The sequence below is a fragment of the Planctomyces sp. SH-PL62 genome (assembly GCF_001610895.1).
Classification (GTDB): domain Bacteria; phylum Planctomycetota; class Planctomycetia; order Isosphaerales; family Isosphaeraceae; genus Paludisphaera.
In genome coordinates, this window is sequence record NZ_CP011273.1 from 4,961,836 (window position 1) to 4,976,066 (window position 14,231).

Annotated in this window: 10 protein-coding genes; 9 read left to right on the forward strand and 1 reads right to left on the reverse strand. The window is 70.4% G+C overall.

The genetic code is table 11. The annotated features are described in order from the left end of the window. Positions 1-93 precede the first annotated feature (93 nt). From VT85_RS19140 to VT85_RS19180, 9 genes are read left to right on the forward strand one after another with little or no spacing between them, the layout of a single operon-like run. Positions 94-810 (forward strand): class I SAM-dependent methyltransferase, encoded by a 717-nt coding sequence (locus VT85_RS19140; protein ID WP_068418986.1) that lies wholly within the window; start codon positions 94-96, stop codon positions 808-810. A 38-nt stretch (positions 811-848) separates the two neighbouring features. Then, positions 849-2,693, forward strand: a complete 1,845-nt coding sequence (locus VT85_RS19145; protein ID WP_068418989.1) for a phospholipid carrier-dependent glycosyltransferase — start codon at positions 849-851, stop codon at positions 2,691-2,693. Then, positions 2,690-3,598: a CDP-alcohol phosphatidyltransferase family protein gene (locus VT85_RS19150; protein WP_156512955.1), complete on the forward strand. Its 909-nt coding sequence runs from the start codon at positions 2,690-2,692 to the stop codon at positions 3,596-3,598. Before VT85_RS19145 ends, VT85_RS19150 begins: the two co-directional genes overlap by 4 nt. A gap of 42 nt (positions 3,599-3,640) precedes the next feature. Then, positions 3,641-4,747, forward strand: coding sequence for a Gfo/Idh/MocA family protein (locus tag VT85_RS19155; RefSeq protein WP_068418992.1), 1,107 nt, complete (start codon positions 3,641-3,643; stop codon positions 4,745-4,747). Between the two features lie 57 nt (positions 4,748-4,804). Beyond that, positions 4,805-6,430 carry an ATP-binding protein gene (locus VT85_RS19160; RefSeq protein WP_068418995.1) on the forward strand — a complete coding sequence of 542 codons (1,626 nt, stop codon included), beginning with the start codon at positions 4,805-4,807 and terminating at the stop codon, positions 6,428-6,430. Beyond that, on the forward strand, positions 6,427-7,251 hold the full coding sequence (locus tag VT85_RS19165; protein ID WP_068419000.1) for a sugar phosphate isomerase/epimerase family protein: 825 nt from the start codon (positions 6,427-6,429) through the stop codon (positions 7,249-7,251). The genes VT85_RS19160 and VT85_RS19165 overlap by 4 nt, the downstream gene beginning before the upstream one ends. Beyond that, the gene (locus VT85_RS19170) at positions 7,248-8,918 is read left to right on the forward strand and encodes an ABC transporter permease (protein ID WP_197490882.1); all 1,671 of its coding nucleotides are present in this window, start codon (positions 7,248-7,250) and stop codon (positions 8,916-8,918) included. Before VT85_RS19165 ends, VT85_RS19170 begins: the two co-directional genes overlap by 4 nt. 57 nt (positions 8,919-8,975) lie before the next feature. Then, a complete protein-coding gene (locus VT85_RS27810; RefSeq protein ID WP_156512956.1) occupies positions 8,976-10,796 on the forward strand; it encodes an ABC transporter permease subunit in 1,821 nt (606 codons plus the stop codon). Positions 10,797-10,830: 34 nt separating this feature from the next. Further along, positions 10,831-12,639 (forward strand): ABC transporter permease, encoded by a 1,809-nt coding sequence (locus tag VT85_RS19180; RefSeq protein WP_197490883.1) that lies wholly within the window; start codon positions 10,831-10,833, stop codon positions 12,637-12,639. Positions 12,640-12,665: 26 nt separating this feature from the next. Here VT85_RS19180 and hemG read toward each other — a convergent pair whose 3' ends face one another. Then, a complete protein-coding gene (gene hemG / locus VT85_RS19185) occupies positions 12,666-14,150 on the reverse strand; it encodes a protoporphyrinogen oxidase (RefSeq protein ID WP_082858730.1) in 1,485 nt (494 codons plus the stop codon). Between the last annotated feature and the right edge of the window lie 81 nt (positions 14,151-14,231).

A 14,231-nucleotide genomic window follows, 5' to 3' on the forward strand; every position in this document is an offset into this window, starting at 1 on the left:
TCTTTTCGACCGCTCGTACACTGCCTCGCGAAACGCCGGGGGGGTCGACCGCCCGCCGGACCTCATCGCCATGGACCAGGATGGTCAAGGATCATGGGAACGACGATCACCGCCGAGCCGCCCCTCCCGCTCCGCGCCTGGCGCGCCGTCCGTTCGCGAGGGGGCCGCTACGCGTGGCACAAGGTCCTCCGCCGCACGCTGGGGCGGTGGCCTTCGTGGAAACGCCGCCTCCTCTACGCGGATCCTCGCGAATACTGGACCCTGCGGGGCGGCCCCGACTATTTCCGGGAGCAGGAAGGCCAGGTCGCGAGGACGCTCCGGGCGGAGTGGATCGCCGGCCGGATCGCAGCCTATCGGCCGACGTCCATCCTGGAGATCGGCTGCGGGTACGGCAAGCTCCTGACGGCTCTCCGTCAGCGGCTCGACGCGCCGCTCTCCGGTATCGACTTCAGCCCGACCCAGTTGGAAGCCGCCCGCGAGTTCCTGAGCGGCATGGATCAGGTGGAGCTGTTCCAGGGGCGAGGCGACCGCCTGCCGTTCGCCGACGGCTCGTTCGACATGGTGGTGACCTCGGCGGTGATCCTGCACAACCCGCCGGAGACAGCCGACCGGATCCGTCGCGAGGTGATCCGCGTGGCGCGCCGATTCGCGGCGCACAACGAGGAGACGAACCTGAGCTACAACCGGTACGGTTACGACACGGCCGCCTGGTATCGAGCCGAGGGGCTTCGCGTCGCCGAAGTCGGGCCGATCCCGATGGACGCCGACGCCGAGACGTCCCAGTTCTGCGTGGTCCGCCTGGACGGCTGACGCGGTCGCCTCTGTCTCCCTCCCCCGGTGGACCCGCCATGCTCGACCTCGGCTTCGCCCTGCTGCTAACGCTCCTCGCGACCGGACTCGGGGCGCGAATCCTCCAGAAACTCGACCTCTCGCCGGAGCATCCGGTGGATCGCTTCGGCCTGGCTTTCCCGCTGGGCGCGGGAATCGTGGCCCTGGCGGTCCTGCTGCTCGGCCAGTTCCAAGGGCTCAACGTCCTGGCGCTGGCGATCCTGCTGGGGATCGTCGCGGAGATCGGCCTGCTGGCGGGCGTCCGCCTGGCCGGCGCGTTGGCGAAGGTCCCGTTTGGCGGCGGCGGCGCGACCGGCGTCGATCGCCTGATGCGGGTGTTCCTGGTCGCCACGGTGGCGGCGACGGCGATCTCGGCGCTCGCCCCGGTGACGGACGGCGACGCGCTCTGCTACCACCTCCAGGTGCCCAAGGTCTTCCTGATGGAAGGATCGGCCGTCTTCGATCCCGACCTCCATGAGACCGTCTATCCGCTGACGACCGAGATGCTCTACATGATCGCCCTGGCGTTTCGAGGGCCGATCGCCTGCCGGGGGATCCAGTGGATGCTGGGCCTGGCGATGGCCGCGAACATCACGGCGCTCGCGAGGCCGTCGCTGGGGAATCGGGCGTGGTGGGCGGGAGCCGGGGCGTTGCTCGTCCCAGCGGTCACGAACGGCATGGCGGCGCCGCTCAACGACGTCGCGCTGGCGGCGTTCGGCACGGCGGCGATCGCGGCCTGGATGCGGCTCCACGACGCGCCGGGCCGCAAGGCGGCGGTGCTCGCGGGGGTCTTCATCGGGCTGGCGGTCGGCGTCAAGTACCCGGCCCTGGTGCTCGCGGCGATGCTCGGGGCGGGCCTGGCGCTGCGGCCCTGCTTCGACCGCAAGGCGAGTTGGAAGGCCTCGCTCGAATTGACGTTCTGGTTCGCCGCCGCACTGATCGCGGCGGGGGGCGCCTGGTATCTGCGGGCCTACATCCACACGGGGAACCCGGTCCATCCGTTCTTCCGCTCCTGGTTCGGCTCGGGGCTCGACGAGGTCCTCGACCCGATCAAGAGGCCCCTGCCGGTGACGTTGTGGAACCTGCTGACCGCGATCGGGCCGCTGAGCCTGGAGCCGCACCGGTTCGACAGCTTCGCCCACCAGTTCGGGCCGATCTTCCTGCTGTTCCTCCCGGCCTTGCTGCTCGAACGCGCCCCCCGGCGGGTGCTGGGGCTGGTGCTGCTGGGGTACGTCTTCCTGATGCTCTGCATGACTCAGCGCCAGAGCATGCGGTTCCTGCTGATCGCCGTCGGGCCGCTCTCGGTGGGCGTCGCGTGGCTGGCGTCGACCTGGCGAGACCGGCCGACGATCCCGGCACGGGTGCTGACGATCGCGCTGGTCGGCGTGCTCGGCCTGGAGAGCTGCCTGGCGATGGCCCGAGCGGGCCGCGCCGCGGGCTCCGTGCTGGGGAGGGAGACCTCGGTGCAGTTCCTCGCACGGTGCGAGCCGACGTTCCGCGTCGGGCGCTGGATCGGCGAGCACCTGCCGCGGGAGGCTCGGCTGATCGGCCAGGATCATCGGGGGTTCTACATCCCTCGCGAGTACACGATGGAACTGGCCCATCGACGCCGCACCGACCTGGGCGAGAACGGGGAGACCGACGGCGAACTCGTCGAAGCGCTTCGCCGCCAGGGCTACACCCACGTCATGTTCTGCCCTCCCAAGGGGGAGAGCGACGTCGAGTTCGACCCGACCCTCGGCGAGAAGCTCGCCCCCTGGCTCGCCTCGCGACGACCGCTCTACAACGAGGAACTGTCCGACGGCGACGGCCTGGTCCGCAACTACGCGATCTACGAGCTGGACGGAGGAGGCGCGGTCCAATGAGCGCCGACCGCCCCACGTTGCGGCAGTTGCGGGCCGTCGTCCAGAAGGGGCGGCATCGCGAGATCGGCAACTGGCTCGCCCGACTGGTGGCCAGGCCGTCGGCCGTCTACGGGACGTGGGCGGCCGTCCGCGCGGGAGCCTCGGCCCATCAGGTGACGTCGGCGGCCGTCCTGGCCGGGCTGGCTTCCGCGACGGCGATCGGGACCGGCGATCGGTGGGGCTTCGTCGCCGGCGCGGCCCTCGCCCACCTCGCCTTCTGGCTCGACCACGTCGACGGCCAGGTCGCGCGGTGGCGAGGATCGGCGAGCCTCGACGGGGTCTATTATGATTATTTGATGCACCATGTCCTGAACATGGCGACGGGTTTCGCCCTGGGGTTCGGGCTGGCGGCGCGGACCGGCGAGGTCGGCTGGGCGGCGGCCGGGTTCCTGATCGCCCTGGGATGGGCGTTGCTGGGATTGCACAACGATTGCCGCTACAAGGCCTTCATCCAGCGGCTCAAGAGCACCGGCGAGAGCTATCGGGTGGACGGCGGCGCGGGGGGACGGCCGGCGCCCGCGCCCGGTTGGCCGAGGCGGGGCCTGGGCGTCGTCGCCTATCCGGCCTACAAGGCTTGCGAGCCGCACGTCGTCTTGCTGGGCCTGTCGGGCCTAGCCGCGCTCGCCGCGATCGCTCCCGTGATGTGGGAGACGTGCTGGCGGATCGGCGTCGGGGGCATGGCCGCGGCGGCTCCGACGCTCGCGGCGGCGCGGATCCGGCGGTCGATCGAGCGAGGCGCGACGGAGGCCGAATTCCACGCCTGGTTCCGGCCGATCGACGAAGCTTCCCGACATCGCCCCCTGGACGCGACCGCGCCCGACGTTGTATCAACAGGATCGATGCAGCGCGAGAGCGAGGCGGCGTGAGGGTCGCGCCGCCGTCGAACCAAGGCGTGGCGAGTCCTCGACATGACCGAAAGCGTGCTCGGCCCGAAGGACCACTTGCCGGTTTTCCCCACCCGCCGCGACTGGGGCGTGGGAGTGGTCGGCGCGGGCTTCATCGTCCGCGACTGCCACCTACCCGCCTATCGCGAGGCCGGGTTCCCGGCCCTCGCGATCACCTCGCGGACCGAGGCCACGGCGCGCGAGGTCGCCGCGCTTCGCGAGGTCCCGAGCGTCTATTCGACGCTTGAACGGATGCTCGACGACCCTCGGATCGAGGTTGTGGACGTCGCCGTCCCGCCCGCGGAGCAACCCGACGTGATCCGTCGGATCGTCGGCCATCCCCGCAAGGTCCGCGGCATCCTGGCGCAGAAGCCGCTCGCGCTTTCGCTCGCCGAGGCCCGAGAGTTGGTGGAGTCTTGCGAGGCGGCGGGCGTCGTCCTCCAGGTCAACCACAACATGCGGTACGACCACTCCGTCCGCGCCCTCCGGTCCCTGCTGGACCGGAAGGCCCTGGGAGACCCGGTGCTGGCGACGATCGAGATGCGGGCGATCCCCCACTGGATGCCCTGGGCGCGCGACGGCCGGTCGCTCTCGACGTTCATCATGAGCATCCATCACCTGGATACGCTCCGCTACTGGCTGGGCGACCCCCAGCGAGTCCTGGCCAGCACGCGCCCGGACCCGCGCACCAAGTTCCCGCACGCCGACGGCGTCAACCTGGTGATCCTGGAGTACGCCGACGGGGCGCGGGGGGCGTGCTGGGACGACGTCTGGGCGGGCCCCGCGCGCGAAGGCGCCGCCGCCGACCTGGGCGTCCGCTGGAGGTTCGAGGGGACCGAGGGGCTGGCGATGGGGACGATCGGCTGGCCGTCGTGGCCGCGACGCAGCCCGAGCACCCTGGATTACGCCACGATCGGCGACGCCGGCGCGTGGCGACGCCCCCGATGGCCCCAGGCGTGGTTCCCGGACGCCTTCGCCGGGACGATGGCCGGACTCCTCCTCGCCCTGGAGACCGGCGGCGTCCCCGACATTTCGGGACGCGACAATCTGAAGACGATCGCCCTCTGCGAGGCGGTCCTCTCCGCCGCGACGGAGCACCGCGTGGTTTCGTTCGACGAGGCAAGCGCATAATAAAGGGGACGACGGGGCCTTGCGAGCCTCCCTTGAAGAATCGAAAGGACGCTCCGGGTGCAACGACTGGGTCAGCCGACATCCCTGATCGCGGCCCTCCCGCCGATCGAAGCCGGCGCCGGGTTGATCGGCCTCATGATCGCGATGGCCCTGGCCACCCTCGGCGCGTCCGGGTTCGCCCTCCGCCAGCGCGCCCGGCTCCGAAGGCTCACGGCCGCGACCGCGAGCGAGTCCCTGCGGCGCACGCTCGCGGAGAAGGCGGCCCGCGAGACCGAGGCCGTCTATCACTCCCTCGTCGAGACCCTCCCCCAGTCCTTCCTGCGGAAAGACCTGGAAGGGCGGTTCACCTTCGCCAACCAGCGCTTTTTCAACGAACTCGGCCACCCGCGCGACGAGGTCGTCGGGAAGACCGATTACGATTTCTTCCCCAGGCCGCTCGCCGAGAAGTACCGGGCCGACGACCGCTGGGTGGTTGAGACCGGCCGGGTGCTCGACATCGTCGAGCAGCACGTCACCCCTCGGGGCGAGACGCTACACGTCCAGGTCATGAAGACGCCGCTCCACGCGGCCGACGGCGGGCTGATCGGCATCCAGGCGATCTTCTGGGACGTCACGGCGCGGATCCGCGCCGAGGAGCAGCTGCGCGAGAAGAACGTGGAACTGGAAGGGCTGGCCCGATCCGAGCACCAGGCGCACGAGGCGCTCAAGCAGGCGCAGAGCCTCCTCGTCCAGAACGAGAAACTCGCCAGCCTGGGCCAGCTCGTCGCCGGGGTCGCCCACGAGATCAACAATCCGCTCGCCTTCGTCAGCAACAACGTGGCGGTCCTGGAGCGCGACATTCGAGACCTGCTTCGGCTGATCGAGCTCTACCGTCGCGACGACCAGGGGGCGCCCGCGGATCCCGTTCTCACGGAGGAACGCACGGAGATCCTCGAGCGGATCGACCTCGAATACTGCCTCGACAACTTCCCCCGGCTGATCGAGCGGACCCGCGAGGGGCTGAGGCGGATCGAGCGGATCGTCAAGGAGCTTCGGCTGTTCGCCCGCGTCGACGAGGGCGAGTGGAACGAGGTCGACCTGAACCCCGGCATCGAATCTTCCATCAACATGGTGAAGGGCTACGCGCGCAAAAAGGGAGTGCAGATCGTCATGGATCTGGGCGCGATGCCGGCCGTCCGCTGCCGCGCCGCGAGGATCCACCAGGTGATCCTCAACCTGCTCACCAACGCCATCGACGCCTGCGGCGAGAACGGCCTGGTGACCGTCAGGACCGAGACCGAGGCCGACGCCATGGGCGTCCGCGTGGATATCGACGACAACGGCGGCGGGATCCCCCCGGAAGTCCGCGACCGGATCTTCGACCCCTTCTTCACGACCAAGCCGCTGGGCCAGGGGACCGGCCTGGGGCTCTCCATCAGCTACGGGATCATCCAGGAGCACAACGGTCGGATCGAGGTGCAGTCCACGGTCGGCTACGGCTCCTGCTTCTCCGTACATCTCCCGATCGAGCCGTCGCGCTCGCCGTACGGCGGCCCCGCCGCGGAGTCCCACCCAGACGCCGGGGCGGGCCGCCCGGTGGTGGAGGAACGCGTCCCGCATCCCTCCTCGCCCCCGACGCCGACGCCGGCGGACGCGGCGCCGACCCGATCCGCCACCATCACCCCCCGGGGGCCGCAGCCATGAGACTCGGATTGATCAACTCGGCGTGGGTGCAGGCGGGCCGGGGGACGGCCTTCGGCATCCAGAAGACCCGGGAGATCGGCTTCGACTGCATCGACGTCTTCGCCGACCCGCTCGACGTGGACGCCCGCGAACGTCGGCTGATCCGAACCGAATGCGCGCGGGCCGGCCTGCCGATCGTCAGCCTCCCGTGCGTGGCCGTCGGCCTGATCGATTTCAACCCGAGCGTCCAGCGGTTCCACGCGGATCGGGTCCGGGCCTATCTCGACTTCGCGTACGAGTTGGAAGCGCGGAACGTCCTGCTGGTGATCGGCGAATACATCTGGCAGAAAGAAGTGATCCCTCCCGCCGAGCAGTGGTCGACCGGCGTCCGCCGGTTGCAAGAGCTCGGCGACTATGCGGCCGACCTCGGACTGGAGATCGCGCTCGAGCTGGAGCCGTTCGCGATGGCGCTGCTCAACGACGTCGCGAGCATGTCGCGATTCCTCGACGACGTGGACCGCCCGTCGGTGAAGGCGAACATCGACGTCTCCCACCTCGTCCTCTCGGATCAGCCCCCGTCGACGATCGAAGCCCTCCGGGGCCGGGTGGCCCACGTCCACATCTCCGACTGCGACGGCAAGGTCCACGGCGACCTTCCCCCCGGCCGGGGCGTCGTCGACTTTCCCCCGTACCTCAAAGCGATCAAGAAGCTGGGCCTGGACGACGCGACCGTCTCGATCGAGCTCGAATACTCTCCCGATCCCGGCCGGATCGTCGAATGGGTGGAAGAAGCCTATGCGACGACCGCCGCGCTGATGCGCGACGCCGGCCTTCGCCCGTGAGGAATAGGCCCGGCCTGCTGGGCCGCTTCCTGATCCTCGCCGGGCTGTCGCTCCTCGTCTTCTGGCCGGCGGCGGCGACGATCCTCGAAGCCGCGCGGCCGACCACGGGGCTCGACGCGACGGCGACGGGGTCGGCGATCGACCCGGCGGCGACGGAAGCCGTCGCGACCGAGACCGGCGGCCTGGCGCGTCCGGCGAGGCTGGCGGCCGAGACCCTCATCGTGGTCGCGGGGACCGAGGCGCTGGCGCTGCCGATCGGGGTCCTGCTGGCGTTGCTCCTGTTCCGGACGGACGTCTGGGGCCGTCGGTTCCTGCTCGCGGCCCTGGGGTTGGCTCTGTTCGTGCCGCTGCCGCTCCACGCGACGGCCTGGCTGGGGGCCTTCGGCGACGCCGGCCGGATGCAGGCGTTCGGCGTGCGGCCGTTCCTCGTCGGGCGGCTCGGCGTGATCGTCGTCACGGCGATGGCCGCCCTCCCCTGGGTCGTCCTCCTCTCCGGCGTCGGCCTGCGACTCGTCGAGCCTGAGCTGGAGGAATCGGCGCTCCTGGAGATGCCCGCCCGGCGGGTCTGGTGGAAGGTGACGCTGCGTCGAAGCTCGGCCGCGATCGCCGCGGCGGCGCTGGCCGTCGCGGTCCTCGCCGCCGGGGACATGACCGTGACCGACCTGCTGCAAGTCCGCACCTACGCCGAGGAGGCGTACGTCCAGTTCACGCTCGGTCGCGGGCCCGCCGGGGCGGCGGCCGTCGCGGTCCCCCCCCTGCTCCTCCTGGGCGTGGGGATCGCGCTGGTGGGCCGGGCCCTGTCGCGTATCGCGCCGGCGAGGCTCGCGAGCGGGTTCGGGCGCTCCCGAATCTGGCGGCTCGGTCGATGGCGGATTCCCGTGGGCGTGCTGTTGCTCCTGCTGGTCGGGAACCTGATCGCGCTGCCGCTCTACAGCCTCGTATGGCGAGCCGGGAGGGTCGGCGGGCGGGCCACGCTCGGCCAGGCCCCCTCGTGGTCGCCTTCGGGATTCCTCGGCACGCTGGCCTCCGCCGCCGAGGAATGCCGCGAGCCGCTGGAGACCAGCGCCGCGCTGGCGGCGGCCGCCGCGACGTTCGCGGTCGCGCTGGCGTGGGGCCTGTGCTGGCTGGCTCGGGCCTCGCGGGCCTGGCGGGGGGTCGCGCTCCTCGTCGTCGCCCTGACGCTCGCCGCGCCGGGCCCGGTCGCGGGGATGGCCCTGCTCCTGGCCTACCGCGCCGTGGACTGGATCTACGACGCGCCGGCGATCGTCGTGCTGGCGATGGCGGCGCGGACGCTCCCCTATGCGGTGCTGGTCCTCTGGCCGACGTTGCGCGGGCTGCCGGACGAGGTGATGGACGCCGCGGCGGTCGACGGCCTGCCGCCGGCCGCGATCGTCCGCCGGGTGGCGCTGCCGCTCTCGCGGCGGGCCACGGCGGCCGCCTGGGCGACCTCGTTCGTGCTCGGCCTCGGGGAGCTTCCCGCCACGAACCTGATCGCCCCGCCGGGAGTCTCGACGATCAGCGCCCTGATCTGGAGCCTCTTGCACACGGGCGTCGAGAGTCACCTCGCGGGCGTGGCCCTGACGACGCTCGGCGCGATCGCCCTGGCGGGGGGCGTGGCGATGCTCCTGCTTCGGAAGGTCGTGTCGCACCCCTCGCGACGCGTGTAAGATTCATGTCCGCGAAGAGGGAACCCGTGCATCGGTCTCGTGGGGAGGCGGTCGAACATGGCGTTACGGCTCGGTCTCGGCCCCGTGTTCGTCTACGAGTGGCTCCGCACGTCGCGGCGGTGGCAGCTCTACGCCTCGCGTGCGGGCTTCGTCGCGGTCCTCCTCTGCGGCCTCGGGATCCTCTGGGCCTCGCAACCGCGCCGGGTCGACGACGGGCTCTCCATCCGGGAGGTCGCCGCATTCGGCCGGTCTCTCTACGAGACGATCGCGAACACCGAGCTGACGCTGGTGCTGCTCGCGGCGCCGGCGGCGACGGCCGGGGCCGTCTGCCTCGACAAGTCCCGCGGCTCGTTGCTCCAGGTCATGGCCACCGACCTCACCGACGCCGAGATCGTCCTGGGCAAGCTCGGATCGGGTCTGCTCCCGGTGGTCGGGCTGGTCTTCTGCGTGCTGCCGGTGATGATGCTCGCCTCACTCCTGGGGGGTAGCGACCCGGTGGCGCTCGTCGGCTCGTTCGCGGTCATGCTGGGGACGGCCGTCCTGGCCTGCACGCTCGCGTTCGCGATGTCGGTCTGGGGGCGCAAGACGCATGAGGTGTTGAGCGCCACGTATCTGATCCTGATCCTGTGGATCGCCGGGGTGCCGTTTCTGGGCCTGACGGGACGGCTCGCCCTCCATGCGCCGAGCGTCTGGATCGAGTCCGCTTTCGATTTACTCCTCTGGACGAACCCCTACCGACTGGTCGCCCCGGCTTACAACGAGCCGGCCTCCGACCACCTGGCCCGGGTGGGTGCGTACCTCGCCGGCTGCCTGGGGTTGTCCGCCTTAATGGCGGGGGCGACCATCGCTCGCATCCGTCCCGTGACGCTGAGGCAGCAGGGGGAAGCCGCACAACCCGCCCGGCACCGAACCGGCGGGAGTCGCGTTCGCCTGCCGGCGCTCCTGCCGTCGCCGTCGCTCGACGCCAATCCCGTCCTCTGGCGCGAGTGGAGTCGGATGCGTCCCTCGCGCTGGGGACGCGCCATCTGGGTCGTCTACTCCGTGATCGCCGTCGCGGTGACGTGGCTGGCGATCGCGAGCGTGCTGACCGGGGGGGTCGGACGAATGGGCGACGCCGCGATCTTCGCGAATATCTACCTGGTCGGCGTCGGCCTGCTCCTCCTGAGCGTGCGCGCCGCGACGACGCTGTCCGAGGAGCGGGTCCGGGGGAGCCTGGACGTGCTGCTCACGACCCCGATGAGTACGCCGGCCATCCTCGCCGGCAAGTGGTGGGGTACGTTCCGGCTCGTCCCGCTCCTGGCCCTCCTGCCGGGCGTCATTGGTTTCACCGCGTGCCTTGGGAGCAGTCGATGGGGCCACCTGCTCGGACTCCTCGCCTTGATCCTGGCCTACGGGGCGGCCGTGATCAGCGCGGGACTGGCGATCTCGGTCTGGGTCGCCCGCCAGGGCCGGGTGCTCGCGTTGAGCGTCGGGCTCTACGTGGCCGCATGCGTCGGATGGGTCGTCTTCGCGGTGGTGGTATTCCGCGATTCCAACACGACCGGCCCCATGGTCGCGATGGGCTCGCCAATCTATGGCCCGGTCTTCGGGACGATCGGAGTCCTGGGCGACAGGTTCATCGGGCCCAGCGGCATGATGGATGTCCTCCCTTACTGGCTGCTCGCCTGGAATGCGGCTTACTGGACGCTCGCGGTCGTACTGTTCCAGGCGGCCCGGTTCAGCTTCGACGCCTGCCTCGGCCGGGCGACCGGACGGGTCGTCGACGAGCCCGCCGAGGACGGGTTCTGGGCCTTGCTCCCGCGATTCCGTCGACGGGAGGCCGAGACCGGCGAGCCGAGCCTGGCGGGCGCCTCGACGGACCCGGCTCGAGCGACGTAACGACGACGGGCCATTCGGAAGGAGACGTTCGAGCATGTCGTGGAAATGGGGACCGGGGCCGGTGTTCGCCTACGAGTGGCTTCGCGCTTCGCGAAGATGGCAGCTTTACGCTTCTCGTTCGGGCTTCATCGCGGTCCTTATGTTCGGCCTCTTCCTGACCTGGAGTTCGTGGGCGAGTCGCACGGACGGCTATGCAATCTCGGAACTGGCCTCCTTCGGGCACGCGCTCTATGCGGTGATCGCGAACTTCGAGCTGACGCTGGTGCTGCTCGCGGCGCCGGCGGCGACGGCCGGGGCCGTCTGCCTCGACAAGGCGCGGGGCACGCTGCTCCACGTCATGGCCACCGACCTCACCGACGCCGAGATCGTCCTGGGAAAGCTCGGATCGGGTCTGCTCCCGGTGGTCGGGCTGGTCTTCTGCGTGCTGCCGGTGATGATGCTCGCCTCCCTCCTGGGAGGGATCGACCCTCGGCTGCTGCTCACCTCCTTCGTCGTCACCCTGGGGACGGCGGTCCTCGTCTGCACCCTGGCCTTCACGCTTTCGGTGTGGGGCAGCAAGACCCACGAGGTCCTCGGGACGACCTACCTGATCCTGATCGCATGGCTCGCGCTGATTCCATTGCTTACGACGGTTTTCTTGCGCCTGGTCTTCCGGGAGTGGGTCTCCCCGTCCGCGACCGCGTTCCTCGAATCAGCCATGGCCGGGTTGGTCGTATTCAACCCCTACGCCTTGATGTTTCCCGACTATAACGAGCCCATCGAGGGACACTTGATCCGAGTGCTGATCTACCTTGCGGGGTGTTTGGGGCTCAGCCTGGCGATGGTCGGCGCGACGGTCTGGCGGATCCGCCCGATCACGATCCGACGGCGCGCGGAGGGCGTCGCATCGAAGGAGCCGGCGTGGTGGGCGCGACTGCGGTGGCCGAGCCTCCTGCCAACCCCCTCGCTCGACGCGAATCCGGTCCTCTGGCGCGAGTGGAGCCGCAACCGCCCCTCGCGTTGGGGACGTGTCCTGGGGGCGGGCTACGCCTTCTTCGCCGTGGGGCTGGCGTCGGCCTCGATCGTGGAGCTGATCACGAGGGGAAGCACGATGTTCGAGTTCGGCATCCTCGCCGACGTGTACATCGTCGGCGTAGGGCTCCTGCTCCTGAGCGTCCGGGCGGCGACGTCGCTGTCCGAGGAGCGGATTCGGGGGAGTCTGGACGTCCTGCTGTCGACCCCCCTGTCCACGCCGGAGATCCTCGCCGGCAAATGGTGGGGGACCTGTCGACGCTCGCTGATGGTCGTCGCCCTGCCCGTCGCGATCGGCGTGCTGCAATGCTTCCATTCGGGCCGATGGCTCCAGCTCGCCCTGTTCGCGACCTTGCTCTCGACGTACGTAGCGCTCATCACGAGCCTGGGCCTGATGATCGCCGTCGAGGTGCCGCGGCAGGGACGCGCCGCGGGGATCGCCGTGGGGCTGTATGTGGCGTCCTGCTTCGGCTGGCCGATCCTCGCCGCGATGACGATGAGCGGCGGGGACTCGTTCGGGATGATGTTGATGCTGGGCTCGCCCCCCGTGGGGACCGTGATCGCCGGCCTGGATCTGGCCCGAGACAACTCGGACCTGAGCTATCAGATGGCGCTCGCGGGTGGGATGGTCCTTTGCAGCCTGATCCAGGCGATGGCGGCGCTGGCGCTGTTCCAGACGGCCTGCGGCTCGTTCGGCCGGGGCGTGGGGCGCGCGACCGATTCGAGCGAACCGCGGGGCTCGTTGGCGGATTTCCGGGTGTTGATCCCCCGGTTCGGCCGGGAACGCGAGGTCGAGCCGGCCCCCAAGCCGGCTCCCTCCGAGCTCGGCTGAGAACTGCGATCGGGAGACGCCGCCTGTCAGGCGGCGGCGATGGAGCCGGGCTCGGCCAGGCGGGCGACGACGGCGTCGGCGGTGGCCTCGGCGGCGCGGATGCAGTCGGGGATGCCGACCCCGTCGTAGGCGACGCCCGTGAGGAAGAGGTTGGGGTGCCTCGCGGCCTTGCGGCGGATCGTCTCGACGAGTTCCAGGTGGCCCAGGACGTACTGGGGCATGGAGCGGGCGTGGCGGGTGATTTCCAGGAAGATCGGGTCGCCGGTCGCGCCGATGAGTTCGCCGAGTTCCGCCGAGACGATCTGGCGGACGGCGTCGTCGTCGAGGTCGAAGAGTTCCGGCTGCGCCGCCCCGCCGACGAAGACGCGGATCAGGGCCGTCCCCTCGGGCGCGCGGCGCGGGAATTTGACGTTCAGGAAGGATCCGGCGAGGATCCGCCGTTCTTCGATCGCCGGGACGACGAAGCCGAAGCCGTTCATCGGATGCTGGATCCGGTCTCGGCGATAGGCGACGTTGACGATGATCGAGGAGGCGTAAGGGATTCCCCGGAGCTGGAGCGCCAGCGAGGGATCGACGCCGTCGATCATGCGGGCCGTGGCGTGGGCCTCGGTGGTCGCCACGACCGCGTCGGCCTCGATGGGGGGGCCGTCGAGCGGCTCGACGAGCCAGCCGGAGCCGTTCGTCGCGCGGGTGATCCGCCGGACCGCGGCGTTCGTCCTCACGGTTCCGGCGCGGAGCGTCGCCGCGAGCGCCCGGGGGAGGGCTCCCATGCCCTCGGCCAGCGAGACGAACATCCCGAAGCGGGCCCCGGAGGACTCGGTTTCCAGGCGGGCCTCGGCGTCCTTGCGGCGGCGCCAGGCGGCGCGGATGAGGCTGCCGTGCTCCTGCTCCATCGCCAGGAATTGCGGGAGCGTGGCCTTGAGGCTCAGGTTGTTGGGATCGCCGGTGTACATCCCGCCGACGAGCGGCTGGACCAGCCGGTCGAGCGCCTCTCGGCCGAGCCGTCGGCGGACGAAGGCCGCCAGGCTCTCCTCGCCCGGTTTTTCCCGGCGCGGGATCAGGGCTTCGGCCAGCAGCCTGATCTTGCCCCGAAGCGAGAGGATCGGCGAGGCCAGGATGGGCCTCAGCCGATGGGGGGCCATCAGGACGAAGCCCTCGGGCACCGGGGCGAGCTTCCCCTTGCGGACCACGAATGATCGTCGGAGCGCTGGGGCCGCCTCGATGAGCTGGTCTTCCAGGTCCAGGCTCCGGCAGAGGTCGGCCGCCCAGGGCTTGTTGGTGATGAACGAGTCCGGTCCGAGCTCAAGGGTGAAGCCGTCGCGACGTTCCGTGGCGATCACGCCGCCGACCCGGTCCTTCGCCTCCAGGACGACGACCTCGACCGGACGGCGCAGGGCGCTCCCGGACCGCTGGATGCGGTTCGCCGCGGCCAGGCCGGAGAGCCCGCCGCCGATCACCACCACCCGGTCCGAGGATTTCGATCCCGACGTCCGTTCGGTCATCACCGTCATAGAGTCGATCACTCCCGCGTCGCTCGCTCCCGAGAATGCGGCCTTTCGAGCCCCCAGTGTCCTCGATTCGCCACATTTCCG

Excerpts from the sequence above, each read along its gene's own strand:
- VT85_RS19140 (WP_068418986.1), top strand. The coding sequence starts at position 94 with ATGGGAACGACGATCACCGCCGAGCCGCCCCTCCCGCTCCGCGCCTGG.
- VT85_RS19145 (WP_068418989.1), top strand. The coding sequence starts at position 849 with ATGCTCGACCTCGGCTTCGCCCTGCTGCTAACGCTCCTCGCGACCGGA.
- VT85_RS19150 (WP_156512955.1), top strand. The coding sequence starts at position 2,690 with ATGAGCGCCGACCGCCCCACGTTGCGGCAGTTGCGGGCCGTCGTCCAG.
- VT85_RS19155 (WP_068418992.1), top strand. The coding sequence starts at position 3,641 with ATGACCGAAAGCGTGCTCGGCCCGAAGGACCACTTGCCGGTTTTCCCC.
- VT85_RS19165 (WP_068419000.1), top strand. The coding sequence starts at position 6,427 with ATGAGACTCGGATTGATCAACTCGGCGTGGGTGCAGGCGGGCCGGGGG.
- VT85_RS27810 (WP_156512956.1), top strand. The coding sequence starts at position 8,976 with ATGGCGTTACGGCTCGGTCTCGGCCCCGTGTTCGTCTACGAGTGGCTC.
- VT85_RS19180 (WP_197490883.1), top strand. The coding sequence starts at position 10,831 with ATGTCGTGGAAATGGGGACCGGGGCCGGTGTTCGCCTACGAGTGGCTT.
- hemG (WP_082858730.1), bottom strand. The coding sequence starts at position 14,150 with ATGACGGTGATGACCGAACGGACGTCGGGATCGAAATCCTCGGACCGG.